The sequence below is a fragment of the Bacillus sp. FSL R5-0603 genome, assembly GCF_038050295.1.
Lineage (GTDB): Bacteria > Bacillota > Bacilli > Bacillales > Bacillaceae > Bacillus > Bacillus subtilis.
The window spans coordinates 453,373-477,394 of the sequence record NZ_JBBOYP010000001.1; the positions used below are offsets into that span (position 1 = coordinate 453,373).

General features: G+C 34.5%; 26 protein-coding genes and 1 pseudogene. 22 read left to right on the forward strand and 5 right to left on the reverse strand.

What is annotated here, in order from left to right; all coding sequences use genetic code 11:
• The first annotated feature begins 5 nt into the window (after window positions 1–5).
• Complete coding sequence (locus NYE56_RS02290) at window positions 6–272, forward strand: hypothetical protein (RefSeq protein WP_341283395.1); 267 nt, start codon at window positions 6–8, stop codon at window positions 270–272.
• Between the two features lie 58 nt (window positions 273–330).
• On the opposite strand, the gene NYE56_RS02295 is transcribed toward NYE56_RS02290, so the two are convergent.
• The gene (locus tag NYE56_RS02295) at window positions 331–519 is read right to left on the reverse strand and encodes a hypothetical protein (protein ID WP_013390396.1); all 189 of its coding nucleotides are present in this window, start codon (window positions 517–519) and stop codon (window positions 331–333) included.
• A 93-nt stretch (window positions 520–612) separates the two neighbouring features.
• Between NYE56_RS02295 and NYE56_RS02300 the strand changes: the two genes are divergently transcribed.
• From NYE56_RS02300 to NYE56_RS02360, 13 genes are all read left to right on the forward strand, one after another.
• A complete protein-coding gene (locus NYE56_RS02300; RefSeq protein WP_268554646.1) occupies window positions 613–891 on the forward strand; it encodes a hypothetical protein in 279 nt (92 codons plus the stop codon).
• 17 nt (window positions 892–908) lie between these two features.
• Entirely contained in the window at window positions 909–1,058 is a 150-nt protein-coding gene (locus tag NYE56_RS02305; protein ID WP_003328171.1) for a hypothetical protein, read from the forward strand.
• A 27-nt stretch (window positions 1,059–1,085) separates the two neighbouring features.
• Window positions 1,086–2,150, forward strand: a complete 1,065-nt coding sequence (locus NYE56_RS02310; protein WP_268554647.1) for a conjugal transfer protein — start codon at window positions 1,086–1,088, stop codon at window positions 2,148–2,150.
• Between the two features lie 15 nt (window positions 2,151–2,165).
• Complete coding sequence (gene conC / locus NYE56_RS02315; RefSeq protein ID WP_087961787.1) at window positions 2,166–2,414, forward strand: transposon conjugation system subunit ConC; 249 nt, start codon at window positions 2,166–2,168, stop codon at window positions 2,412–2,414.
• 12 nt (window positions 2,415–2,426) lie between these two features.
• The gene (locus tag NYE56_RS02320; RefSeq protein ID WP_249852447.1) at window positions 2,427–2,951 is read left to right on the forward strand and encodes a conjugal transfer protein; all 525 of its coding nucleotides are present in this window, start codon (window positions 2,427–2,429) and stop codon (window positions 2,949–2,951) included.
• Window positions 2,839–5,334 carry a VirB4-like ATPase ConE gene (gene conE / locus NYE56_RS02325; protein ID WP_268554648.1) on the forward strand — a complete coding sequence of 832 codons (2,496 nt, stop codon included), beginning with the start codon at window positions 2,839–2,841 and terminating at the stop codon, window positions 5,332–5,334. Before NYE56_RS02320 ends, conE begins: the two co-directional genes overlap by 113 nt.
• A gap of 17 nt (window positions 5,335–5,351) precedes the next feature.
• Window positions 5,352–5,678: a YddF family protein gene (locus NYE56_RS02330; protein ID WP_268554649.1), complete on the forward strand. Its 327-nt coding sequence runs from the start codon at window positions 5,352–5,354 to the stop codon at window positions 5,676–5,678.
• An 11-nt stretch (window positions 5,679–5,689) separates the two neighbouring features.
• The gene (locus tag NYE56_RS02335) at window positions 5,690–8,122 is read left to right on the forward strand and encodes a CD3337/EF1877 family mobilome membrane protein (RefSeq protein WP_268554650.1); all 2,433 of its coding nucleotides are present in this window, start codon (window positions 5,690–5,692) and stop codon (window positions 8,120–8,122) included.
• Complete coding sequence (locus tag NYE56_RS02340; protein ID WP_268554651.1) at window positions 8,119–9,108, forward strand: bifunctional lytic transglycosylase/C40 family peptidase; 990 nt, start codon at window positions 8,119–8,121, stop codon at window positions 9,106–9,108. Before NYE56_RS02335 ends, NYE56_RS02340 begins: the two co-directional genes overlap by 4 nt.
• Window positions 9,109–9,122: 14 nt before the next feature.
• Window positions 9,123–9,629 carry a hypothetical protein gene (locus NYE56_RS02345; RefSeq protein WP_221777310.1) on the forward strand — a complete coding sequence of 169 codons (507 nt, stop codon included), beginning with the start codon at window positions 9,123–9,125 and terminating at the stop codon, window positions 9,627–9,629.
• A 62-nt stretch (window positions 9,630–9,691) separates the two neighbouring features.
• Window positions 9,692–10,075: a cystatin-like fold lipoprotein gene (locus NYE56_RS02350; RefSeq protein ID WP_375060306.1), complete on the forward strand. Its 384-nt coding sequence runs from the start codon at window positions 9,692–9,694 to the stop codon at window positions 10,073–10,075.
• 463 nt (window positions 10,076–10,538) lie between these two features.
• Window positions 10,539–11,636: a glycosyl hydrolase gene (locus NYE56_RS02355; protein ID WP_221777341.1), complete on the forward strand. Its 1,098-nt coding sequence runs from the start codon at window positions 10,539–10,541 to the stop codon at window positions 11,634–11,636.
• A gap of 370 nt (window positions 11,637–12,006) precedes the next feature.
• Window positions 12,007–13,182, forward strand: coding sequence for a Rap family tetratricopeptide repeat protein (locus NYE56_RS02360; RefSeq protein WP_268554653.1), 1,176 nt, complete (start codon window positions 12,007–12,009; stop codon window positions 13,180–13,182).
• Window positions 13,183–13,600: 418 nt separating this feature from the next.
• Here NYE56_RS02360 and NYE56_RS02365 read toward each other — a convergent pair whose 3' ends face one another.
• Window positions 13,601–14,101, reverse strand: coding sequence for a DUF4944 domain-containing protein (locus tag NYE56_RS02365; RefSeq protein ID WP_268549862.1), 501 nt, complete (start codon window positions 14,099–14,101; stop codon window positions 13,601–13,603).
• 85 nt (window positions 14,102–14,186) lie between these two features.
• Here NYE56_RS02365 and NYE56_RS02370 point away from each other — a divergent pair, with 85 nt between their 5' ends.
• A complete protein-coding gene (locus tag NYE56_RS02370) occupies window positions 14,187–15,236 on the forward strand; it encodes an amidase domain-containing protein (RefSeq protein ID WP_268549863.1) in 1,050 nt (349 codons plus the stop codon).
• A 441-nt stretch (window positions 15,237–15,677) separates the two neighbouring features.
• Here the strand turns inward: NYE56_RS02370 and NYE56_RS02375 are convergent.
• The 3 genes and pseudogenes from NYE56_RS02375 to NYE56_RS02380 form a co-directional block, all read right to left on the reverse strand.
• Window positions 15,678–15,838: pseudogene (locus NYE56_RS02375) on the reverse strand (tyrosine-type recombinase/integrase); the annotation flags it as partial.
• An 809-nt stretch (window positions 15,839–16,647) separates the two neighbouring features.
• Window positions 16,648–16,770 carry a class III lanthipeptide gene (locus NYE56_RS21280; RefSeq protein ID WP_187290709.1) on the reverse strand — a complete coding sequence of 41 codons (123 nt, stop codon included), beginning with the start codon at window positions 16,768–16,770 and terminating at the stop codon, window positions 16,648–16,650.
• Between the two features lie 62 nt (window positions 16,771–16,832).
• Window positions 16,833–16,982 (reverse strand): hypothetical protein, encoded by a 150-nt coding sequence (locus NYE56_RS02380; protein WP_341283396.1) that lies wholly within the window; start codon window positions 16,980–16,982, stop codon window positions 16,833–16,835.
• Between the two features lie 190 nt (window positions 16,983–17,172).
• On the opposite strand from NYE56_RS02380, the gene NYE56_RS02385 reads away from it, so the two are divergent.
• The 7 genes from NYE56_RS02385 to lanKC (NYE56_RS02410) all read left to right on the forward strand — a co-directional run bounded on the left by NYE56_RS02385 (window position 17,173) and on the right by lanKC (NYE56_RS02410) (window position 23,965).
• Window positions 17,173–17,787, forward strand: coding sequence for a trypsin-like serine peptidase (locus NYE56_RS02385; protein WP_236822440.1), 615 nt, complete (start codon window positions 17,173–17,175; stop codon window positions 17,785–17,787).
• Window positions 17,788–17,801: 14 nt separating this feature from the next.
• Window positions 17,802–20,489: a class III lanthionine synthetase LanKC gene (gene lanKC / locus NYE56_RS02390; protein ID WP_285300281.1), complete on the forward strand. Its 2,688-nt coding sequence runs from the start codon at window positions 17,802–17,804 to the stop codon at window positions 20,487–20,489.
• Complete coding sequence (locus NYE56_RS21285) at window positions 20,452–20,580, forward strand: class III lanthipeptide (RefSeq protein ID WP_187290711.1); 129 nt, start codon at window positions 20,452–20,454, stop codon at window positions 20,578–20,580. Before lanKC (NYE56_RS02390) ends, NYE56_RS21285 begins: the two co-directional genes overlap by 38 nt.
• Before the next feature lie 36 nt (window positions 20,581–20,616).
• A complete protein-coding gene (locus NYE56_RS02395) occupies window positions 20,617–20,745 on the forward strand; it encodes a class III lanthipeptide (RefSeq protein WP_187290710.1) in 129 nt (42 codons plus the stop codon).
• A gap of 36 nt (window positions 20,746–20,781) precedes the next feature.
• Window positions 20,782–20,910: a class III lanthipeptide gene (locus NYE56_RS02400; protein ID WP_187290712.1), complete on the forward strand. Its 129-nt coding sequence runs from the start codon at window positions 20,782–20,784 to the stop codon at window positions 20,908–20,910.
• 37 nt (window positions 20,911–20,947) lie between these two features.
• Window positions 20,948–21,076 (forward strand): class III lanthipeptide, encoded by a 129-nt coding sequence (locus NYE56_RS02405; RefSeq protein WP_187290710.1) that lies wholly within the window; start codon window positions 20,948–20,950, stop codon window positions 21,074–21,076.
• A gap of 318 nt (window positions 21,077–21,394) precedes the next feature.
• Window positions 21,395–23,965, forward strand: a complete 2,571-nt coding sequence (gene lanKC, locus NYE56_RS02410; RefSeq protein WP_341283397.1) for a class III lanthionine synthetase LanKC — start codon at window positions 21,395–21,397, stop codon at window positions 23,963–23,965.
• Window positions 23,966–24,022: the final 57 nt, after the last annotated feature.

The window sequence follows — 24,022 nt, forward strand, 5'->3', positions numbered from 1 at the left end:
ATCAGATGTTTAACATTAATCTGTTGAATCAGGCCCGACTAGAGAGTGATTTGGAGTCCCTTGGCTGTTTGGATATTGCTGAGGAACTCATTGAAAAAATGATGGAAGATGTCTTTTACAGTGATGTCGCTCAAAGAGTCATAGTCCAAACTCTAACGGTTATAGATAACGTGAATGCCAAACTTCAAGTCACATTCAACATACTGGAGGATGAAGACGCTGAAACTGATGAAAGGAACGTTGAATTTGAAGGTATCAACTACTTTATGTAGATGAAAAAACAAGCATATATTGTTATATGCTTGTTTTTATTTTAGACAGCATTAGTTACTAATTAGTTGTTTCTTTTAATTGCATTGCCTTAGCAACAAGACATACTGCACTATAAAATGTCATAGCAACACCAAGTAATAATACTATCCAATTAAAAGTAACTGATAATTCAATGACCCTACTTATAGTAACTAGAGATACTCCAACTGAACAGAGGGCTGCTAAGATAGGTAGATTTTTAATCAAGTTATCACTCTCCAAACATTGTCAAATTTAATATACCGTACTTTTTTCCTTGTTATCCATTATTTATAGAGGGAATCGGGGTGAGAAAGTGTAATGTCTGCTGTAGACAAACGATTCAGAAGCTTGGGTTTTAATGTGGGTATCCCTTCTTTAGTTTTTGTGAGAAGTTTAAGCAGAGATTGTATGTTGGTTGTCGAAGGCGAACGAATAAAAGGGTTTGCTGAATATCGTTACACATTCTACAAGACAAGATATTTGCCGGACGGTCGAATGACTAGTTTTAAAGTTTATATGGAGAATCAAAGCATAAAAAGGGTGTTACATCGTGTAGCATCCTTTTTATTATTCCTTGAAAAAACAAAACAGGTTTGAAGAAAGCGAGGTCTTTCATGAAACAGAGTGTTGAGGTCGTTGAAATTAAAGGTAAGCCAGTGGAAGTAATCGTGACGGAGTTAAACGAACCGAACTATGAAAAAATGGCGAGAGCCATTTTGAAAATGACAAGAAACATGAAAGTTAACCAGGAGGAAAGTGCTTAGAAATCTATGAAAGGAGAGTGAATCGAATTGCTCCATAAAGAAATTGGCTCGGATAAAAAAGAAGAGTCCTTTTTTCGGTCTGCCTTTCAAAAACTGAAACGAATTGAAAGACCGGAAAAAGACAAACAGAAAGTCCCTCGTGACAGGTCGAAACTGATAGCCGTCACATTGTGGTCTTGTGTCGGTGGCTTACTATTTATCTGCTTGCTCGCTGTGCTTCTGTCAATTAATACTCGCTCTCAGCTTAATGATATGAAAGATGAAGCCAATAAGCCAACAAATGACGATAAACAAAAAATTTCGGTGACTGCTGCTGAAAACTTTCTATCAGGGTTCATCAATGAATATGTGAATGTGAAGAACGATCAAGAATCTATTGAAAAACGAATGCAGAGCCTTGAAAGCTACATGGTGAAACAGGAAGATAACCATTTTGAAGATGAAGAACGCTTCAATGTGGATGGTTTAAAAGGTGATCGAGAGTTAAAAGATTACAGCTTATATAACGTGAAAGAAGGTGATAAAAACAGCCTTTTTCAATATAAGGTCACATATGAAAATCTATACCCTGTAGAAAAGGAAGTTGAAAAAGAAGTCAAAGATGGAAAGAAGAAAAAGAAGGTGAAAGAAAAGGTTAAAACAAACGAAAAATCAGAAAAACAAATGTTGCTGAATATTCCAGTCACAAATAAAGGTGATTCCTTTGTGGTGTCTGCTGTTCCTTACTTTACACAGATTTATGATCTAAAAGGCGATATTGCTTCTAAGAGTAATGAAGAAACTAGAGACGAATATGCAGGCGAGAAAAAAGAATCTATCGAATCATTTCTTCAAAATTTCTTTGAGAAATACGCTTCTGAAAAGAAAGAAGAAATGGTTTATATGATGAAAAAGCCGGAAGCGCTGGAAGGAAACTTGTTATTTGGGGAAGTGCAGTCAGTGAAAATCTTCGAGACGAAAAAAGGTTTCGAGGTTTTTTGTGCTGTTCAATTTAAGGAAAAAGAAAATGACATTCCGGTAAATGAAAAATTCAGTTTAGAGATTACGGAGAACAGTGGTCAATATTACGTGAAAAAACTTACTCATCAATAGGAGGTAAAAATCAATATGGAATTTATGAATTTCTTTATTCTTGGCGCAGACCTTCCAACGCTTGGAGGGGTAAAAGGATGGGCATCTGATGTTGTTATCCAATTCATTACGATCGTGGTCATGTTCATAGCCGCAAAGAATCTTATGAAATTAAAAATGGGTGGCATTATCTTTGTTTGCTGTATTGGCAGTGCGGTGACGTGGGTTATTAAACACTGGTCAGAATTCTCCGGCTGGATCAATGCGCTAATGGAAAAATTGTAAGGGGGCATCTGAATGGGACGTCTGGTGTTCAACTACCGGAAGGCAATGAGAGAGCCGAAAAAAATTCAGCAATTAACCGAAAATTATTCGTTACCCTTTGCAGTTGAGTTAATACCGGCTATTAACTATTTCATTTTTGTTGGCCTATGCTTTGGGTTCTGGTACGGCGTGAGGATGATTTTTCCTCACGCTTTTGATAACAGTTACGTCATCGTGATTTTTGGAATACCGTTTTTTTTAACCATGCTTGTAACAAAAATAAAGCCGGAAGGCAAAAACATCTATTTATATTTCTTTGATTTCGCAAAATATTACTTCTTCATCAAGCTTCCACAAAAGAAGTACTGCAATGACCGAAAGGTTGATTTAAGTAATGAAAAACAAATTGAGTTTCGAAAACTTGTGAAGGTGGTGGATTATTCGAATGAGACTAAAAACGCCTATGAAGGCAATACACAAGAATTTGCTGTTAACAAGAACGGGCGACGTGTGGGCGTACTACCGAATAAAAAGCAATTCGATTCCTATGCAAAATAGAGAAAAAGTTGAAATGTATAAGAAGAAGTGGCAGCATCTTTTTGAAGAAATTACATCTTATGAGGATTTTCACTTGATGATGTATCCAAGTGAGTATGAATTAGAAAAACGATTTAAGGATTTAGAAACAGATATTGCGGCAGATGCAATGGATGTGGCACGTTACTACAATGAAGAAACGGTAAGGCTATTAGAACAGCGATTAGGAAGGCTGACAAAGTATGACTTCATTATAGGTGTAAAACTGAAAAGTAGTCTTGTAAATATTAGTGTCGAACTTAAAGACAATATATTATCTTTTTTCAATACAGCGACTGATACAGTCGTGAAAATGCTCGGGTGGGAACAAAATGTTTCCACCTCTTTTTTTGAAAAATATGAGGAGGTCGAAGAAACACTAGCGAACATCATGGCTTCTGTTCGCGGAGAACGGCTTTCAGAAACAGAAATGACATACATTAACCGTTATCACTTTGTACGTGGGTTAAAGCACCAAACGAATGAAGAAAGTGAGATAAAGGATGTTCGCTCTATTACAAACACGATCATAGACCCCACTGACCCATCAGTTTTGCATTTGCATAGTGATCAAGATGAAGGCTATTCAGCATTTGTCGTGATTGACGAATTTCTTCACAATATGTCGGAAAGTGATTTGTTTTATGAAGCACAGTCTCTTCCCTTCCCTGTTGAAGTTCAGATGAAAATTCAAACGGAATCAAAGTCCATTACCAAGCCTGCCCTCAACCTCAAAAGACAGCAATTGAAAGAAGAACAAAAAGAACAACAAAGCACAGGCGATCGAAGTGATGTTTCCACTGTCACAAGTGCCACAATGATAAGGCATTTACAAGATGAAATAAAGAAAGAAGATGTGCATGTGATGAACTGGCTGTCGGTGATAGTCGTTCATGGAAAGACAAAAAAAGAATGTGTGGGAAAAGCAACGATTGTCAAAAGGCATTTAAAAGGCGCTGGCATTACGTGTCGGCTTCCGGTGGCTGATCAACTGAACCTTTTTTATAAAATGCTTCCTGGTGAAAAGTTAGACATAACCGATAAGAACTGGATTCAAAAAACAACGCAAGACGGTGTGGCAGAAAGTCTGTTTGCTGTTAACTCTGATATTGGTTCGAAAATCGGGTTCTTTCTCGGTTGGGTTGATCGTTTCCAAGAGCACACCGATTTAGAAAGCGCCATTATGTCCAGCCGTGATTTTGTCTTATTCCATCCTTTCTTAGCGAATCAGCAGTTAAAGGGTTCAAAGACACGTTCTCCTCACTGCTTAATTACAGGAGACACAGGAAACGGCAAGTCATATCTAGCGAAATTGATCTTTAATTATATCAGCATGTTAAACATCAAATCTCTGTATATAGACCCTAAAAAGGAAATGAGAAAGTGGATTCAAAGAGTCTTGAATGATGAGTACATTAGAGAGAACTTTCCTTTATATATTGCACATTTAGAGAAATACAACTATATCACGCTAGATCATGAAAACACGCACAACTGGGGAGCACTTGACCCTATCCCCTTCCTCCCTCCTATGAAAGCAAAAGAGCTAGTTCAAGTCATTTTTGAACAAGTATATGACTTTAAAGGGAAGGACGACATAAACACAGCTTTCCTTCGTGCTACGTCAGAAGTAATTGATGCAAAACAAAAAGGCGAACAGGTCGGTTCGCTTGATATTATTCGGAAGATGCAGGGCCATCCGGAAGAAGCTGTACAAAAAGCTGGTGACTATTTAAATGAGGTTGTGTCAGATTCCATTTTGAAACTTTGTATTCATGATGGCTCCAATCCTGCATTGTCACTTGAAAAACGAATCACCATTTTAGAAGTTGAAAATATGGATTTGCCAGATCATGCTGAGCGACTTGAAAACTACACCATATCACAATTAAAGTCTAGTGCCGTCATGTTTGCGCTTGGTAAGTTCTGCGAACTATTCGGTATGAATCAAGATGAACAAACTGTTGAATTTATAGATGAAGCATGGATATTCACCACTTCCCAACAAGGAAAAAAAGTAGAAAGACAAATGCGTCGGATTGGTCGTTCATACAACAATGCAGAATACTTCATTTCCCAATCTACAAAAGACGCTTTAAAAGAAGAGGATTCTGGAAACTTCGGCGTTGCCTTTGCCTTTGATGAACCGAATGAGCGTGAAGAAGTGTTGAAATGGATGAACATGGAGGTCACAAAAGAAAATAAAAAAATGATGGAATCCATGTTCCAAGGTCAATGCTTATTTAAAGATTACTATGGCCGTACCTCCAAAATTTCAATTGAATGCTTATTCGAAGAATGGCAAGGTGCTCTGAAAACAGTTGAGAAAAAAGCTGTCGCATATGCGGAAGAAAAATATTTGTAAAAGGGGTTGAATTGCACATGGAAATAGCTTTCTTAAACTCTCTTGTGGTCACGAGTCCAGGATTTTATAAAGCTGAAAAAATTACATTGGACGAAGTAAAACAATGGCTGAATCATTATGACGGTCGATACAAAAGCTTCATCGGTCATAAATCAACAGCCCAATTCCTGCAAGAATTATTAGGTATCAAGATTGAACAAAACCGAAAGACTTTCAGGCATATGAAATATCAAAAAGCAATTTGTTTTTCCCTATATGAACGATATCCCGAAAACGTGCTGCTAACGCAAAGAGACTTAGAGAAAGCCAAATACCAATTTTATTTATTAACTCGGTTAGATTAGGAGGTGATTGGATGAAGAAAAAAAGAATTCTAATTGTGTCGGCTATCGTGTTGTTGTTTCTAACTGTTGTTTCAGCTGTCACTGTTATTTCGGCTGATGGAGATACAACGACACAGCCAAAAGTCGAAAAAGCTGGTGGCGTGGAATTGAAGGTGAAAAGGTTTCCTATCTCACGCTATCAAGCGAATAATGAAGCATCTGACGATTTAATCAAGGGGGCGTTTGTTGGACTGACAAACGTCACTTTTTCTTTTGCGGGAAACATTGTCCGTGTGGTTGATGCGGGAATGGATATTTTGTATAACTTGCAACCAATTGACGAGTTCGCAAATTCTATTACAAACGTCTCTAAAACAATTTATAAAACACTGAAAAAGAATTTCGGTGAAGCTTTATTTATATTCACGTGTGCCTATGTTGTCTACCTGTTCTGTGTGAGAGGTAGCATAAAAGAAGCAATGCGGCGGAGTATTCTATTTATTTGTGTCATGGTGATCGGCGGGCTTTGGATGTCAAACGCTGGTTATTACATGAAAGCATTGAATGCCTTGTCTGTAGAAGCACAAGGAAAGCTTTTAACTGCGGGAAATGGATTGGTTGGCATTGTTCAAGATGAAGGGAATTTTGCGGACAGTTCTGCGATTGAAAAAGGAAAGGAAATGGAAGGCACAGTTGCGGTTATGCGTAACCTTTACTTTGATATTGCTTTAATGAAACCATTTTTAATCGTGAACTTTGGAGAAACGAGTGAAGCAAAAATTAATGAGAAAGGTGATTCGAAAGATAAATTATCAAGGATTGATAAATTGCTATCTTATAAACTGTCTAAGGAAGGAGAAGGAGCGAAAAAGGATTATATAGATGATGATGAAATTAAAAAATACGAAAATGAGTCAATGACATCTGGAAATGTTTTTAATCAACTTGGGGAATCTTTTATTGCTATAGTTGCTTCTATCGTTATTGGAATCCCGTTTTTGGCATTAGCGTTCTTTAATTTCTTGCTACAAGTTGTCGCTTTAGTCATTGTCTTTTTTGTGCCATTCGCTTTCATCTTAGCGTATGTTCCTCAATTAGCTTACTCTGGATTTGTTACGCTTGGACGCTTGGGGAGTGTTTATCTACTGAAAGCAATGTTAGGGGTTATCGTTCTGTTTGTGTACGTGACTTGTTTTATCGTTGACAAGTTAATACCGCCAAATGGTTTTGGAATGTATCTTTTAAATGTTGCTGTCCTTGCCTCAATTTTGTGGATTGGTTTTCACAAGAGGGATGCCATTATCAAGTTTGTGACTGCTGGAAAAGTGGTTTCAGTTGATAATAATATGATGGAAAACATGAGACAAAACCTTGTTCAGCCTGCTTGGGAACAAGCAAAGAAAATAGGTGGAACATGGGGTAACGGAGGAGGCGTATTTACTGACTTTGCAAAGAATTTAAGAGGAAGAAAAGATGGTTCAAATGCTGATGGCGTAACTGGTGCTCCAAGTGCCGGCGGTAATTCTCCGAGTGGGGCTGCTATGGGATATGATAATACTCATGCCATTTCAAGAACCCCGCAAAAAGAGACAGCTAACGGAATAGCTAGTCATACCAGCCGAAGCTTAAAACGCAATCCTCAAACTCTATCGAAAGAACAAGAAAAGCAAAAACAAAAAGAAGCCTTTGCAAATGCAAAAGAAAATAAACAGCAATCCCATTTAGACAGATTGAGAAAAGACGGAATAAACTCTCCTATGTTGAAAGATGCTTTGAATGAAGGAAATGAGGATTTATCCAAACGAGCACCTATCTTGCAGGATAAAAAAGATGAATCAGCACGAACAGATCAAAAAGAATATGTGGAACAGCTTCTTAAACAGCCCAATAACCAGCAACAAACTGACGATGCATCATTACAGCATGAAGAAGAATCTAATCGTGCGCCTGTCTTACAAGAGAATGAAAAAGATACAGAACGTACTGATCAGAAAGCGTATATTTATGACGAACAAAACCAGTATCCTGAAACAGATATGCAACAAGATTTTGAAGTCCAGAAAGATGATTCTGTTTCCAAAAGTGAACCTGTAGCACAAGAGAGATCAGCAGACATCAAACGTTCAGACCAAAAAGTCATAACGAGTCAATCTGAACCACAGAATGGCTTTGAAAGCTCTCAACCTACAAAAGTAGAGAATCAACCTGTTGTCAATAATGAACGAAAAACCAGACCATCTGAACCCGCAAAAGTTCATTCAGATGGTATTCGTGCTGAGAAAAGACAGACGGATACATCTGCTGAAAGTAAGACTGTTTTAAGAGAAAATCAGCCTTCATCACAAACGATTAAGCGAACTGAACAAAACGTAAATACATTTGAACAAGTATCGTTAAATGAAATTGCAAGACGTTCTTCATCAAAAGTAGAAGATCGACTGAGAAGGGATGAAAGAACAAGATGATGAAAAAAAAGGTAGTTCTTCCTTTGGTGTTCTCGGCTCCTTTTATCTTCTTTTTTGCTTTATGTATCGTAGTGGTTATGACGATTTCAAGGGAGAATCAAGTCGGAGACGATTTTATAGGCGGCGGTGATGGCGAATATGAAACGGTTGGTATTGCACCGGAAGTCGAACGATTTAGGGCTGTATTTGAGAAGTACGCCCGTCAGGAAGGTGTTTTTGATCAAGTGAATATTATTATGGCGCTCACCATGCAAGAAAGTGGTGGGCGTTCTTTAGATATCATGCAAAGTTCCGAAAGTATCGGCTTACCTCCTAACTCCATAACTGACCCAGAACGTTCGATTGAAGTAGGCATTAAACATTTTAAGAAGGTTTTTAAACAGGCTGGCGGTGATGTTCGTTTAACCTTACAGGCATACAACTTTGGTTCTGGATTTATAGACTATGTCAAAAAGAATGGCGGGAAATACACAAAGAAATTGGCACTTGATTTCAGCCGTTTGCAAGCTTTTAAAATGGGCTGGAAAAGCTACGGTGATCCAAGTTATGTTGATCATGTCATGAGGTATGTGAAAGGCTCTGATAAAAATGTGAAGCCTGTGAATGGTTCTATGGATTTCTATGAAACAGTCATGAAAGAAGCTTTGAAATATGAAGGGCAACCGTATGCCTGGGGTGGTTCAAACCCGAAAACTGGATTTGATTGTTCGGGCCTTGTTCAGTGGTCTTTTGCGAAAGCTGGAATCACTCTTCCTAGAACAGCACAAGAACAACATGGGGCAACAAAGAAAATAAGTGAAAAAGAAGCGACTGCGGGTGACTTAGTATTCTTTGGTGGCACATATGAAGGAAAAGCCATTACTCACGTCGGCATCTATGTAGGCAATAGCAGAATGTTTAATTCAAATGACAGTGGAATCGAATATTCTGATCTGAAATCAGGTTATTGGAGAGATCACCTTGTATCTTTTGGACGAATTAAATAACTAGGAGTGAAAATATGAAAACACATATTGCATGGGCTTCGTCTTGTTTGTTATTAATATTGCTGACGGGATTTTTCACGAATGGACAGCAAACGTATAAGATTGAAAAGTTAAAGGATAAGAATGAAGTTTTAACAGAAAAAATTAAGGAATTGAACCATATAGAATCAACAAGCAGCGCTTCGGAAAACAAGGCATTTTTTGAAGCGTTTTTTAATTACTCCGACATAGATAAGCGATATGAGACAGTTAAGAAGCATACAACTGGAAAAGGATTTGACTATGCTTTCCCTTCTCGTTCTGATCAAAAGCACACAGTCAGTGTGCAAAGTGAATTACTTTCTTTAGAGAGTTATTCAAAATCCTTAGATCAATCCCATGAATTGTTTTTGAACATTGTAGAAATCTCAACGACTGCAAATTCAGTTACTACGAATCAAGTGTTGATTGTTCAAACGACTATGAAAAAAGATAAAGATGGTTGGTTAGTCGATAATGTGCAGGTTAAGGGAAATGGATAAAAAGTGGAAAAGATTAAATTGTTTGTTTATACTAAATATTGAAAAAGGAGGGAATGTTTATTTTGAAAAACCTTTTTATTTTCCTTAGCTTGATAATGATGATTGTTTTAACTGCATGTGGCGGAAACAAATATGATGATGCGATTGATAAAGTTATTGGTTTGGAGAAAAAGAAAGATAAAGAATATGGTTTTGATACAGACGGAATGGAAAGAGAAAATGCAATAGTTCGAGTTTTTGATGGTGGGAAATATATTCAGCTCGGTTTTTATACAGATAATCCAAATAGAGAGATAGCCCCTTACTCATATTATGAAAAGGTCGGTGATTCTTATAAGGAACTTGATCATATGCCGGGTAATGGAGAAAATGACAGACTGGGGCTGTCAAAGAAGATACCAGATTATGAAGAAGCAAAAGGTGAAGAAACTAAGTTAGAGGAGTAAACCATGTGTTTGCTCCTCTTTTTTCTGTTTATAAAAGGATTGCCGTGATGTTGGCTGCTATTGGGGTGTATCCATTCATTTATTTTTAAAATAGTTTCGGAGGGAGGATAAAAAGAGTAAAAAATGGTTCACCTCTTTATATCGATAATAAATAAACCAGATAAATAGGGAAAAAGACTTCAATACCAAAGAAAAAAGTTTATTTTATAGACTGTTAGGCATATATCAAAAACAGGAAAACTGTCTGATGTTGGAAGGTAATTTTAGGTTTAATATAGTTAATGCCCAAAAAATGGAGATTTATAATGGGTAATGTAATATCTCGAAGGAAAACTCTCTTAATTTAAAACTGAAAGGAGAATCATAAACTACTAGGAGAAAGATAGATTAAATTGTTAATGACTTACTCTTAAGAGAATTAATGATTAGTAATCCTAAAAAACAAAGAAGATGGAGAATATGTATGTTTAAAAAAATTAGTATTTTTATATTACTTTCTTCTATAATCATTTCAGCTTTTTCACAGACGGCATCTGCTCATACAGTTAACCCTGTGAATCCTAATGCTCAGGCGACAACGAAAGAGTTGATGAATTGGCTAGCTCATCTACCAAACCGATCTGAAAATCGCATACTGTCAGGTGCATTCGGCGGATTCACAAATGCTTCGTTTTCCATGAAAGAAGCCAACCGAATTAAGAATGCTACAGGCCAGTTACCCGCAATTTATGGTTGTGACTATTCCAGTGGATGGTTGGAGAAGCCCTATATTTCTGATATTACTGAGACGATCGACTATAGTTGCAACAGTGACTTAATCTCATATTGGAAAAGTGGTGGAATACCACAGATTAGCTTACATCTAGCTAATCCTGCATCCAGTATTTTTGGGAAAAATGCTTCCCATATTTCAAACAGTGAGTATGAAAAAATCTTAGACTCATCAACTACAGAGGGTAAGCGATTAGAGGCTGTTCTGAGCAAAGTTGCAGATGGCCTTGATCAGTTAAAAAATGAAGGTGTTCCTGTTCTATTCAGACCTCTTCATGAAATGAATGGAGAATGGTTTTGGTGGGGACTAACCGAATATAACAAAAAAGACAGCCAGCGCTTCTCACTTTATAAACAACTTTATCAAAAAATCTATCATTATATGACTGATACAAGAGGTTTGGACAACCTGATATGGGTTTACTCACCAGACGCCAATCGAGACTTTAAGACTGACTTTTATCCTGGATCTTCATATGTTGATATTGTTGGATTAGATGCGTATTTCTCAGACAATTTTTCAATTCAAGGATATGATGAGTTAACAGCTCTTAATAAGCCATTTGCATTCACAGAAATCGGTACACAAAAACAAGATGGTAATTTGGATTATTCTGCGTTTCTTAATACAGTCAAACAAAAATATCCGAAAACCGTTTATTTTCTAACTTGGGATGAGGTTCACAGCCCTTCGGTTAATAAAGGTGGTTCTATTTTTTATAATGACAGTTGGACTCTTAATAAGGGAGAGGTATGGGCAGGTAGTTCACTTACACCAATAGTTGAATAAATGAAATGACGCAAAAAAGGACATAATGAGTAACCAGTTTCTTCAAGTGGTTTAGTAAGACTTGCTGAAATTCTTACAAAAAATTTATTATGATAGAAGAAATGGACGTTATGGTTTCCAAAGAAGATACAAGACGTTGAGTAAAGAGAACGTTAAGGAGCAAACTTGAGTTTGCTCCTCTTTTTTTGTCCATGAATGGTAATGACTTTTCCGTCAAGTCACAAAAGAATTGCTATAACCGCAAAAAATCCGCAAAGGAGTAGATATAATGTACCTTTTTGCAATTCATCTTTGTAAAATAAAGGGTGTTCTGACATAATACAATTAATGTAAATATTCGTACAATTTGTGTAAGGATGGGGGAATTTTCTTGCGGAGTGTTTTCTTAGATAAAGATAAAATTCCGTACGACCTAGTTACAAAAAAGTTAAATGAATGGTATACATCAATAAAAAATGATCAAGTTGAAAAAGCAGAGATTATAAAAACAGAAGTAGAGAAAGAATTACTAAACATGGAAGAAAACCAAGATGCATTGTTATATTATCAGCTATTGGAATTTAGGCATGAGATAATGTTGAGTTACATGGAATCAAAGGAAATAGATGATCTGAACAGTGCTTATGAGACTATAAAAGAGATTGAAGAGCAAGGGCAATTAACCGGAATGCTGGAATACTATTATTATTTTTTTAAAGGTATGTATGAATTTAGGCGTAAAGAATTGACTACGGCGATAAGTGCCTATCGAATAGCAGAATCAAAGTTGTCGGAAGTTGAGGACGAAATAGAAAAAGCAGAGTTTTTTTTCAAAGTGTCTTATGTGTATTATTATATGAAACAAACGTATTTCTCCATGAATTATGCAAATCGTGCGCTAAAAATATTTAGAGAGTATGAGGGATATGCTGTTCAAACGATACGCTGTCAATTCATTGTTGCCGGAAATTATATTGATTCATTGGAATATGAGAAGGCATTACAAGTTTTTTTTGAATCATTGGAGATAGCAAAAGAAATAAATATTGATCATTTAATTGGAATGTCTCATATAAATATCGGTATATGTTTTGATGAATTAGAGGAATATACAAAGGCATCCCGTCACTTGGAAATGTCTTTAGAGTATTTAGAAAAATGCAATAATTCATTTGTGTCGAAAGCGTTATTCATTTTGACACATGTCAAAGCGAAACAGAAGAACTTTAATTTGGCTTTTGAATATTTTGAGAAAGGGAAAATGTATAGTAATAAAAATAATGATAATGAATACGCGGCGAAATTCAAAATATTAGAAGGACTTTACTTTTCAAATGGTGAATATCATCATATTGAAGAGGCTTTTACTTATCTAGAATCAAAAAAAATGTATGCTGATGTTGAGAATTACGCCATAGAAGTTGGGGATTACTTTTACCAAACGGGCGATTTGGTGCTTTCAAATCAATATTATCGTTTAAGCATTGAAGCCAGACAAAAAATAAAAAAAGGAGAGATTATCAATGAAAATCACTCGGGCTCTGTTGGCAGTGCTGGTATTGAGTAGTGTTTTAACTTTGAACCATTTGCATACTAAAATGGAAGCAAATCATGAAATAAAGATTGCATCGGACAGAGTTGCAGCATGATTTTTTTGAATTGACAAATTCTAAATTCTTAATCAATAAGATCACAAATAGGAAGGACGTTTATTGTTTTTTTTTGGTCACCATTTTTTAACCATAATTCATATAAACGTATAGAAAGATGGCAAATCAATATAAGGAGTGTAATGAAAACAAGCTTTCATAACCAGTGATATGGATTTACTATGTTGAGGGTCAATCATAGAAAACCATACCAAAACATCTTGGTATGGTTTTTTATGTTGTAAACATTCAATTCCGAAAAAAAACTTTATACTGAAGAATTTCATAAAAAGAAACCAGTTCAGATAAAGAACTGGTTAGAATAAATTCAAAGAATTAATGATTAAATAAAGTTTTCTTTGAAAGAACGAACTTTTCAGTACTGAATGATTGTTTATCTTGTCTCCATTTCACTTGAACCGTTATCTTAGATCCCTTTAGATCAGATTCTTCTAAACGTTCTAAAAATGAAAATGATTTTTCTTTAGCTGATCCATCGCTAGAGGTACCACCTGAATAATCTTTCATAGGGATATCGCTGTTAAAATCTGAAGTATCAAGAAGTGTTTTATTATCTTTCATTATTGTTATGGATTCTATATAAGTTTTATCAGTTTTATCTTTATCACCAATCCAAAGAATCTCCCCGCTAAACTCTTTTGGAGCATCTTCATTCTTTTTAAAAACTACTTCCCAGTTGTGATCCTTACTTTTACCTTCCCAGTTAGGATATTCGAGATTGTAATGGTTATAGATTTTTAATGAGAAAAACACTAGGAAAATAATAACCAAAGCAAAAATTGTAAATAAAACAGGTCTTTTATACTCCTTTTTCATAAATAACCTCCAAAAAATGTATTGATTTTTCCTCATAAAGTAATTACTATATGATAGTACCATAAATTCAAATAAGGAGAAACAAATGAAAAAAATTGCACTTAGTCTTATAGTAACATCAGCTTTGAGTTTCACTTTCCTTAATAATGCTCATGCAGCTGAAGCTGAAAATGAGAACTTAACAGTTAAGCAAGGGGAAACCGAAGTCCAAAAGTATTTAAAAGCACAACATTTGAATTATAACATTAATTCTCAGGATTACATTAATTTTCTTCAAGGTATTAATGAAAAAGCTGATGAGATAACAAAATCAGGTTATAACTTTTCTTTAATGGAAGTCTATTCAGATACTTATTTAGAGGAATTGGCTAAGTACGCCGCCCAAGAAGAAAAAAAAGATGAGAACGGTGAAGTAGAGGTTGAAAACTTTGATCTTCCTAAAAAAGTCGAAAATGAAACTGTTAAACAAGTACAACAAGAAAATATAAAAGAAGACAAACAAGCTGAAGCAAAAGTTGAAGAAATTAAAGAAGAATCAGGTCAGATTCCAATTGACTATATGGCAAGTACTAATTCTAATTCCTTTTTTGTAACTCAATTGGCATCTAGTTACAGTAGATCCGCTGCAAAAAAATACATGGTTAACAATTGGAATAAGAAGACCAGTCAATATGGGTACTATGGAGAAAATAGTGGTGGAGGAGATTGCACCAACTATGCATCACAGGTAGTTTTAGCTGGTGGAATGCCAATGAATACTACGGGGTTCAGCTTTAATCGTGGTCACCATAAAACCACAAAAGGTTGGTATAATCAATCAGTGCCTAGAAGTGCGGCAAGAACATATTCAACTTCATGGACTGTTGTTTCAGATTTTTATACATATTGGGCCGGTACAAAAAAACATAAAGTATACAATTTAACAAGTCCTAAGGATGTTTCAAAGTATGTGAAGACAGGTGACGTTATTCAGATGTACTCTAAATCGTCTAAAAAATGGAAGCATACTGCAGTTATCTATGATGTTTATAAAGGGTATCCAAGATATTCTGCACATTCAAGTGCACACTTATATGCACATTTAGAATTAGACTGGAAATCAAAGTATTATAAATATAGAGTTATCAAATTCTAATCCTAACAAAAATTGAACTAGTTGCTGAATATGACTAGTTCTTTTTTTGTCTAAAAAAACATTAGAGGTGGATTATTGAATAGTATCTATAATGAAAACTTACTCCATTTTTACTCCTGAAAAATTAACAACTTAATTGCATATCATTTGAACATAATGAGAGTTAGCGAAGTAGGAAGTAAGGGTGTTTTTTGCTCACCAATTATTAACCATAATTTATACAAACCTATAGAAATGATGTAAAGAAAAGTTAGAAAGTGTAATGAAAACAAGCTTTCATAACCAGTGATATGATTTTACTATGTTGAGGGCCTAGTGGGTGAATAACCCGTGGAGGTTCAAGTCCTCTCGGCCGCATCAATGATACCAAGGGTTGTAGACCCCTGGTATTTTTTTATGCTCTCTTTTATTTTTAAGGTTTACTCCTTTTTACTCCACTTGTTAGAATAATTCATCCAGCTTATCAGCAGTTTCTTTTTGTTTATTGGAAAAGAGATGCAAGAAAAATCAGTTGTTGTTCTGATGGGAGCATGTCCAAGTCGTTCTTTTATTGTGATATAATCTTCTCTTTGATCAATTAACAATTTGACATGGGAATACTTTAGCTGTGAAGTCAGGTTGGTTAAACTCCTTCTCAATTTAAGAACCGCTACTATAAAATCATGTGAATAGCAAAGAGGGACTTGTTTATTAAAGAAAGAATGTGAAGGGAACGAATAGGAAAACATCTATTCATTTGATAGGTAATTATGAAAAAAGAGATTATCTTAATTACTGAGTACTAGGAAAATACATGATGTAAATATATGTCAATGATCTATATAGAATGGTTCCAAGTTACGATGCGATTGTCGCCCATATAAGGTCACTAAAATTAGAGAAAGTCTATACAAACTTTAAAAAGGTTCAAAGGTGATTGTGTAAAGTTTAAAATCTTTTTGTGGGGAGATCTTTTGCGTTTTCCACCCGTACTTGTTTATTTAGCTTTCTATCCCCCTAAACTAGATATTCTTAGTCCAATATTGATAAAAAGAATGGGCGATCTTCCTCTATAACTTCCTTAAACGGACACCATTCTCGTAACTCTACCTTCTATCAGTCGCGTTCCCAATAACCTGGTTAGATGAGCAGGTTAAATTATTTCAACTGATGAATTAATGAAGCTGTACTTTGCTCTCTTTTTTTCTTTTGAATAGATTGCACAGAGTAAAACCTATACCATTAACCCCTGCATATGGTAGCAATTCACTTTTCTGCTCCATATTCATACACCTGGGTTAATTACGGCTACTTTGGTACGCCTCCAAACCTCTGATCTAATTTGTACGATATAACCTAAATAAAAATGGCTATAAAGAAGCTGCCCTTAAAAATTTTAAGGACAGCAAGATGATATAAACTTCACTATAAATTAACAAATAAACAAACTTATGTTACTTCTGCCTAAACAGCCAATACTCACATTGGATTGAATTTTATTACTCTTAGGTATATCGGTGTCATAAAGTTTCTGAAGTGAAAGAACTTTTTTCATAATGCTATACCTCCAGTTTATTCATTTGATTGTGAAATAGTAAAACCTAATGGAAATCTTCATTAAAAACCACCTACGGAAGTACAAGCGTATAGACTTACTGAGCTGCCTTGACCACCCTCACAAATAAAAATACTGAGAACTGACTTTTTATCAGGGCTGACACTTTTTTTCGTTGATAATTTTTGAAGTGCCAAAATTTTATCAGACATTATAACACCTCCTTTTTGATTATGATTTTGTAAAAAAAGTGAAAATTTTCACTTTTATCCATTGTAATATTTCCCATAGGGTATTACAATATAAATAACTTAAATTGCCTAAAAAAGAAAAAAAGAAATAGAAAGGTAATGAGTCATGGATAATATATGTAAACTTAGTTTTCAATTAGGAAAATCAAAAGTGAATTCATTAGGTAGCGCATCTATTATCATATACAAAGATGAATTCTTTGTTGCTACTGCAGCTCATTGCCTATACGATGTAGGCAGTAATGAAATAGCTAAAAACATATCAATAGAAGTAGAGAACTGTGGAATGAAAGAATCATATGATGTACTAAATATAGTAATACCTGAAAAATGGATTAGTACTCATAGGTTAACTTATGACTATGCTTTTGGATGGATTAAATTGCCTGAAAGCATGAGGAATGTTGCTTTTATTCCTAACTTTGATTTAAGTGGGATGATAGAAGAGCATAATAAAGCGGTTACATTAGCAGGCTACCCAATTTCATTTTTTAAATCTCAGAAGAAATACTCTAAAGGAGATTTAGATTTAACTCTTTTTAAAGAAGAGCAGCTTATTGGAATGAGATCCAAACTTAAACATGGGATATCTGGCGGTCCTTGGTTTTTTGAAAGTAATAATGAAAAATTCCAGATTGGTGTTACATCTGCTAGGATTAAAAGTTTCAAAAATATGGTTTGGGCGTCTATTTGGACTAAAGATACAGAAAGAATACTAAACAAGTTATTGACAAGTGAGATGCAAGAAAAAATTATTCTAGCCTAAAGTGAGGGATTTTGATGGATTTAAGATATGTTGAGTTTTTGAGCCCAGGCAATTTATTTTATGAATTGGTAACACCGAATAAAATAGTAAACAATTATCGTATCCCTAGCTTAAATTCTGAAGAGTGGCAACAAAACACGGATATTAATTGGAGTTATTGTATTAACACAAAGAAAAAGATGCCCAAACAAGGATGGAAAATACATATCACTACAGATATTGATGAGGCACAAAAGACTTTAGATATTGTCCTTCCATATCTCATAGAAAATGAAATATCCTTTAAATTTGTTCCTAATGAAAGGCAATTATTATTCAAAAACTCTAAAAACGGAGACAGAGCATCTTCGGGTAAATTCATTACAATCTATCCTTATGATAACAAGACTTTTCTAACATTACTTTCAGATTTAGATAATCTGACTAAAGCTTTAAAAAAAGGTCCTTATATATTGAATGATAAACGCTGGAAGTATTCAAATGTCTTCTTTCGTTATGGAGCATTTGTATCTATGTATGTGAATAAAGATGGACAAAATGTTCCAGCAATTCAGCGACCTGATGGCACATTAATTCCAGATGTCCGTGCTCCATATTATGAAGTTCCTGACTTTGTTGAAGAACCTGTTGAAATACAAATCATGACTAAAAAAGTTGATGCAGAACTTGATAAAGAAGACACATCGAAGTTTGATTCATACAATGTTATTTCTGCACTGCATTTTAGCAATGGTGGTGGAGTATATAAAGTTGAAAAAAACGGGAAAACGTTTGTTATGAAAGAAGGAAGACTTGGTTCAGGTTTGGATCGGTTGAAACTAGATGGTTTTAAACGAATTTATAAAGAGGCTGAAACAATAAAGCAATTAAGTGAGAAGCCTTACATAGTTGATTTTTACGATTACTTTGAGATTTGGGAAAATAACTATTTGATTGAAGAACATGTATCAGGAATTTCTCTTATGGAATATGTATCTCAAAACTTTCCGTTTTCATATAAAGAAGATAAAGATATTTATATGGAACGGATGATGCATGTGATAGATCAGTTGATTGATGCTTTAAAAGATCTTCATAGAAGTAAGATTGCACTCGGAGACTTACAGCCAAATAATGTATTGGTATTAGAGGATTACTCAATCAAATTAATAGACCTAGAAACTGCTGTAACTCCCGAAAGCAAATACACCCCTGCCTTAATGACTCCTGGTTACGTTACGGATCAAGCAGAAACTTTTGAGCAAGCAGATTGGTATGCATTACTTAGAATTTGCAGGTTTTTATTTTTACCGATAGAAAATTTATCTGATCTGTCAATTGATATTGAAATAAATCAAGATAAATGGATTGGAGAGAATTTTGGGGATGAAGTTTTAAATAAAATTCAAGAAATTCAAGAGAAGACATTACCAACCATCAAGAAATTAAGTAAAGCTGCTACTTTAACAATTCCACCAATGAAAATAAACTACAAGAATGTTAATGAAATAACTGAAGGTTTGCGAGCTGGAATTATGAGTCATTTAAAACCTAAGTCAGAAAGTTTAATATCCGGAGATATCAGGCAATTTATTGAAAAAATGGGCAGTCTATCAATCGCTAATGGAGGATTTGGGGGAATAATGGCCTTGGATAGAACAGGGACTCTATCCGATTCAGTTTATCAATGGGTTGATCATGTATTGGAGACAATATTGAATTTAGACACGGAAACATATAAAAATTTCCCGCTCGGTTTATTTAATGGTATCTCAGGCATATTGTCCGTTTTATACGATATTGGATATAAAGAAGAAGCAATTAAACTGTTAGAGACAATGCCTTTTCCGGATACTGAAGATTCAGATTTAACACTGTTTTCTGGATTATCGGGAATTGGATTAAACTACCTGGCGTTTTATAGCATTACTCAGAAAAAAGACTTTCTAGATCGCTCTATAAAAATAGGAAATAGAATAATAGATGCCTATAAAGAAGACTGCTCCATCACTGTAAGGGATCCTTATGCAATGCCGTATGGCTTGTTAAATGGCTGGTCTGGAATCAGCTTGTATATTCTAATGTTAGGCAAGGCGACAAATGACAATGACTTAATAAAGCTGGCTAGCGAAATTTTCAATAAAGAAATAAGCAAAAACATTGAAATTGATTCTAAATTAGAATTAGCACAAATAAAAGAATATTCATTGGGCTATAAAAGGTTGATACCATATCTTGGTGAAGGTGCAGCTGGGATTGCATTAATTATGCTGGAATTCAATAAAAATCTTCCTGATTTTATGACAGAAAGTAATACTGAACTATTCAAAAAACTAACTAATGTTACAGACTTATATAGCACATTTGCAAGTGGCATCTTTCGAGGTGTGGGAGGAATGATTATTCTTGCGAATGCAATGAAATGTGCAGGGGTAAATACAGGCTCATTAGAATATACCATTAAAGCACTCGGGAATTATCTCCTGTATAAGAAACACGAAGGAATTTTAAGTCCAGGAGAGTATGGTTACCGACTATCTTTAGACTTACAAACAGGAAACAGCGGATTACTACTTGCTCTTTCTGATATAGATAGTGATAAATGGAGTAGTTGGTTACCGTTACCTAAAAACAATAATCTGAATCTCTTTGAAATAGACAAGTTCATTAAAGGAGGTGAAATAAATGAAAAAGCTATTATCACTTCAGCACAAAGCACTTGATAAAGAGGTTACTCTATTAAAAGGCAAGTCATCAGTAAGCTTAGGCTGCGATAAGATCAGTACAGTAAGTTTGTATTTCTGTGCTAACTAAGATTACTCACTGTTTAGACTAAAGGAGGTGAAATAAATGAAAAAGCTATTATCACTTCAGCATAAAGCACTTGATAAAGAGGTTACTCTATTAAAAGGCAGATCATCAGTAAGCTTAGGCTGCGATAAGATCAGTACAGTAAGTTTGTATTTCTGTGGTAACTAAGATTACTTACTGTTTAGACTAAAGGAGGTGAAATAAATGAAAAAGCTATTATCACTTCAGCACAAAGCACTTGATAAAGAAGTTACTCTATTAAAAGGCAAATCATCAGTAAGCTTAGGCTGCGATAAGATCAGTACAGTAAGTTTGTATTTCTGTGGTAACTAAGATTACTGCTGTTTAGACTAAAGAGGAGGTAAAACAAATGAAAAAATTATTATCACTTCAGCATAAAGCACTTGATAAAGAGGTTACTCTATTAAAAGGCAGATCATCAGTAAGCTTAGGCTGCGATAAGATCAGTACAGTTAGTTTGTATTTCTGTGGTAACTAATGATTTTGGACAACCCTACTTAAAGAAAAGAGAGGGGATCATCCTCTCTTTTCTTTGTATTTCCCAAAAAGTAAATACAATAAACTATCTAAAAAATATAAAAGGAGTTGGATGAAATGTCAAGAGGAAAGCAAATCAGTAATATCCTGAAATTGCAGAGCTTGGAGAGTGGTTCAGCGTATAATGCAGGGGCGACAGGTACCGTAGAAGGCCAATCACTATCTTTTTATAGTATAGCTTTTTGTGCTACCCCTCTTCCTGTCAGCGCAGTGAGTGCAGCTTTTTGCAACTAACTAATCAATTGAAAGGGTTGTAAATATGGATTTGCGATATTTAAATTATCTTAGTTCGACAAACAATTCTTTTTACACAAAGCCGGATATCCCTAATAGGGAGTCGGCTTTGTATATTTCTAATATACCTAATAACTATGAAACTATAAAAGAAAATCATTGGATTCATATCATGAATAAAGATTATGAACTTCCAATGCAAGGTTGGAAAATTCATATAAGTACTACAATAGATTCTGCAGAAAAAACATTAGAAATTGTATCCAATATATTGTTCGCTTATAAAGTCTCTTTTAAATATGTTAAAAGTTTATGGGAACTAAGTATTAAAAATTCAAAGTATAGCGACAGATCTTCTGCAGGTAAGTTTATTACGATTTTCCCGTCAAATGAAGAAGTATTTCTAAATTTGTTGAAAATATTAAGCAGGCAGCTAGACACTCTTCCTAAAGGTCCTTATATTTTAACAGACAAAAGATGGTACGACAGTAATGTTTACTTTAGATATGGTGCATTTATTGGCATGTATTTTTATGAAGATAATAAAAAGGTATATGCTATTCAAAGTCCTTCTGGTGACTTAGTTGAAGACTCAAGAAGTCCTCATTATTCTATACCCGAATTTATCACTGAACCTGCTCCAATAAGAGAGATGGATAATAAATTAGAAAACGAGTTAGCTGAACCTACTCCATTAGATGATATAGAGGTTATCCATGCAATTCATTATAGTAATGGAGGGGGAGTCTACTTAGCCCTAGATAAACTAGACAAAAAAGTTATCCTTAAGGAAGGAAGACCAAATATCGGATTAGACAGTCTTGGAATTGATGCCTTTACAAGAATAAAAAATGAAGCGATAATTTTGGAAAAACTTGAAGGGACGCACTATCCCGTAAAAATATATGATTTTTTTAAGGCTTGGGAACATCATTTTATTATAGAAGAATATATTGAAGGCACATCACTTAGAACTTGGCTTGCAACAAAATATCCTTTTTATACGAATGAACCAAATAAGGAATATCAATATCTAAAATCAGCATTAAATATTTTGGATCAATTAATAGATGCTCTAACTGAAATTCATAATCACGGAATAGGGATAGGAGATTTACAGCCCTCAAATATTATTATTACACCTGAAGAAAATATACGATTGATAGACTTTGAAACTGCTAGTTTTATTAATGATAGTGTACCATCAGGTTTAAAAACATTTGGTTTTACTGGCGGGCCTAATTTGACTAGAAAACAAGCGGATTGGTTTGCATTACTAAGAATATCGAGATATTTATTTTTGCCTATTGGTCCAGTTCAAGATATTTCTTCAAAAATTTTAGAGATACATGATAGATATATTGAAAATTATTTTGGCTCCGAAGCTATAAAAATAATTAATAAAATACAAAATATATGTTCACGAGTTCAGGCAAATCCAGCTAAAGATTTACTGAATTATGAATATAAATATAAACATATTAAAGAAATGACACTAAATGAAATGAAGATATCACTTCAAAATAATATAATAAAAAATATGTTTGTTGATGAAAGGGTAATCTCAGGAGATATTAGACAGTATGAATTAAACAATGGATTATTTAATATCTTAACTGGCGGTTTTGGAGCTGTATTAGCCTTTAATAGAACAAATATTCAAAATGAAAAATTAAACGAATGGGTAGGTAATCAATCTTTAGACGATTTATTGAAGATGGAAAATGGACTTTTGACTGGCAAGGCTGGAATAGCCACTAGTTTATGGGAATCAGGTTATTTTGACAAAGCAAAACATCTTTTTGATAGCATTAATCATTTTAAAAATAACAGTGATATAACATTATCATCTGGACTATCTGGAATCGGTTTAGCTTTTTTAGGCCTTTCATATGAAAAAGACTCTATCAAATATCTTAACAAATCTATAGAAATTGCAAACCGGCTAGAGGAATTATTAGAAAAAAATGTTTCAATCGTTCCTTATGATATAGATATAATTCCTCGTGGTCTTATCAATGGGTGGTCAGGTGTTTCACTCTTTTATTCTTGTTTATATAAAAGAACTAAAAATCCTAAATGGCTTATTTTATCGAAAAGATCTATTGAAAAAGACTTGATCACTGGTAAATTTGATGATTACGGAGCTTATCAATTAGAAGATATATCAAGAGTAGTTCCTTATTTAGATGGTGGAAGTGCTGGTGTTGGGTTCGCATTAATTGAATTGAGTTTACTTTTAAAGGACGATTTATGGAGAGAGGAATTAGAAGGGATTTACAAAATCGTAAAATCAAAGTGTTTTTACAATTGTGGGTTATTTCGAGGTACTGCTGGGATAATCGCTGCTAGTAATGCAATTGATAAATATTATAACCGGGGTATAAATACTGATAATTTGAAAACTTTAGATCTACACCTCTTTAAAGGAAAGGTCGAAATATATACTCCTGGAGACTTTGGATATCGTTTATCAAATGATATATTTTCCGGTTCATTAGGATTGTTGCTCGTAATACAAGGTATTATAAATAATACTAATTATATGTGGCTCCCTGTGATGAACATCAAAAAAGTATTTGAGTCTAACTCTTAATTATTTATCTCCCTCAATTAAGAGTGTAGGTAGAAACTTTTCTAATATTTTTTTGAA

Excerpts from the sequence above, each read along its gene's own strand:
- NYE56_RS02290 (WP_341283395.1), top strand. The coding sequence starts at position 6 with ATGTTTAACATTAATCTGTTGAATCAGGCCCGACTAGAGAGTGATTTG.
- NYE56_RS02335 (WP_268554650.1), top strand. The coding sequence starts at position 5,690 with ATGAAGAAAAAAAGAATTCTAATTGTGTCGGCTATCGTGTTGTTGTTT.
- lanKC (WP_341283397.1), top strand. The coding sequence starts at position 21,395 with ATGGATTTGCGATATTTAAATTATCTTAGTTCGACAAACAATTCTTTT.
- NYE56_RS02355 (WP_221777341.1), top strand. The coding sequence starts at position 10,539 with ATGTTTAAAAAAATTAGTATTTTTATATTACTTTCTTCTATAATCATT.
- NYE56_RS02405 (WP_187290710.1), top strand. The coding sequence starts at position 20,948 with ATGAAAAAATTATTATCACTTCAGCATAAAGCACTTGATAAAGAGGTT.
- NYE56_RS02395 (WP_187290710.1), top strand. The coding sequence starts at position 20,617 with ATGAAAAAGCTATTATCACTTCAGCATAAAGCACTTGATAAAGAGGTT.
- NYE56_RS02400 (WP_187290712.1), top strand. The coding sequence starts at position 20,782 with ATGAAAAAGCTATTATCACTTCAGCACAAAGCACTTGATAAAGAAGTT.
- lanKC (WP_285300281.1), top strand. The coding sequence starts at position 17,802 with ATGGATTTAAGATATGTTGAGTTTTTGAGCCCAGGCAATTTATTTTAT.
- conC (WP_087961787.1), top strand. The coding sequence starts at position 2,166 with ATGGAATTTATGAATTTCTTTATTCTTGGCGCAGACCTTCCAACGCTT.
- NYE56_RS21285 (WP_187290711.1), top strand. The coding sequence starts at position 20,452 with ATGAAAAAGCTATTATCACTTCAGCACAAAGCACTTGATAAAGAGGTT.
- NYE56_RS02320 (WP_249852447.1), top strand. The coding sequence starts at position 2,427 with ATGGGACGTCTGGTGTTCAACTACCGGAAGGCAATGAGAGAGCCGAAA.
- NYE56_RS02300 (WP_268554646.1), top strand. The coding sequence starts at position 613 with ATGTCTGCTGTAGACAAACGATTCAGAAGCTTGGGTTTTAATGTGGGT.
- NYE56_RS02330 (WP_268554649.1), top strand. The coding sequence starts at position 5,352 with ATGGAAATAGCTTTCTTAAACTCTCTTGTGGTCACGAGTCCAGGATTT.
- NYE56_RS02380 (WP_341283396.1), bottom strand. The coding sequence starts at position 16,982 with ATGTCTGATAAAATTTTGGCACTTCAAAAATTATCAACGAAAAAAAGT.
- conE (WP_268554648.1), top strand. The coding sequence starts at position 2,839 with ATGAGACTAAAAACGCCTATGAAGGCAATACACAAGAATTTGCTGTTA.
- NYE56_RS02305 (WP_003328171.1), top strand. The coding sequence starts at position 909 with ATGAAACAGAGTGTTGAGGTCGTTGAAATTAAAGGTAAGCCAGTGGAA.
- NYE56_RS21280 (WP_187290709.1), bottom strand. The coding sequence starts at position 16,770 with ATGAAAAAAGTTCTTTCACTTCAGAAACTTTATGACACCGATATACCT.
- NYE56_RS02345 (WP_221777310.1), top strand. The coding sequence starts at position 9,123 with ATGAAAACACATATTGCATGGGCTTCGTCTTGTTTGTTATTAATATTG.
- NYE56_RS02365 (WP_268549862.1), bottom strand. The coding sequence starts at position 14,101 with ATGAAAAAGGAGTATAAAAGACCTGTTTTATTTACAATTTTTGCTTTG.
- NYE56_RS02370 (WP_268549863.1), top strand. The coding sequence starts at position 14,187 with ATGAAAAAAATTGCACTTAGTCTTATAGTAACATCAGCTTTGAGTTTC.
- NYE56_RS02340 (WP_268554651.1), top strand. The coding sequence starts at position 8,119 with ATGATGAAAAAAAAGGTAGTTCTTCCTTTGGTGTTCTCGGCTCCTTTT.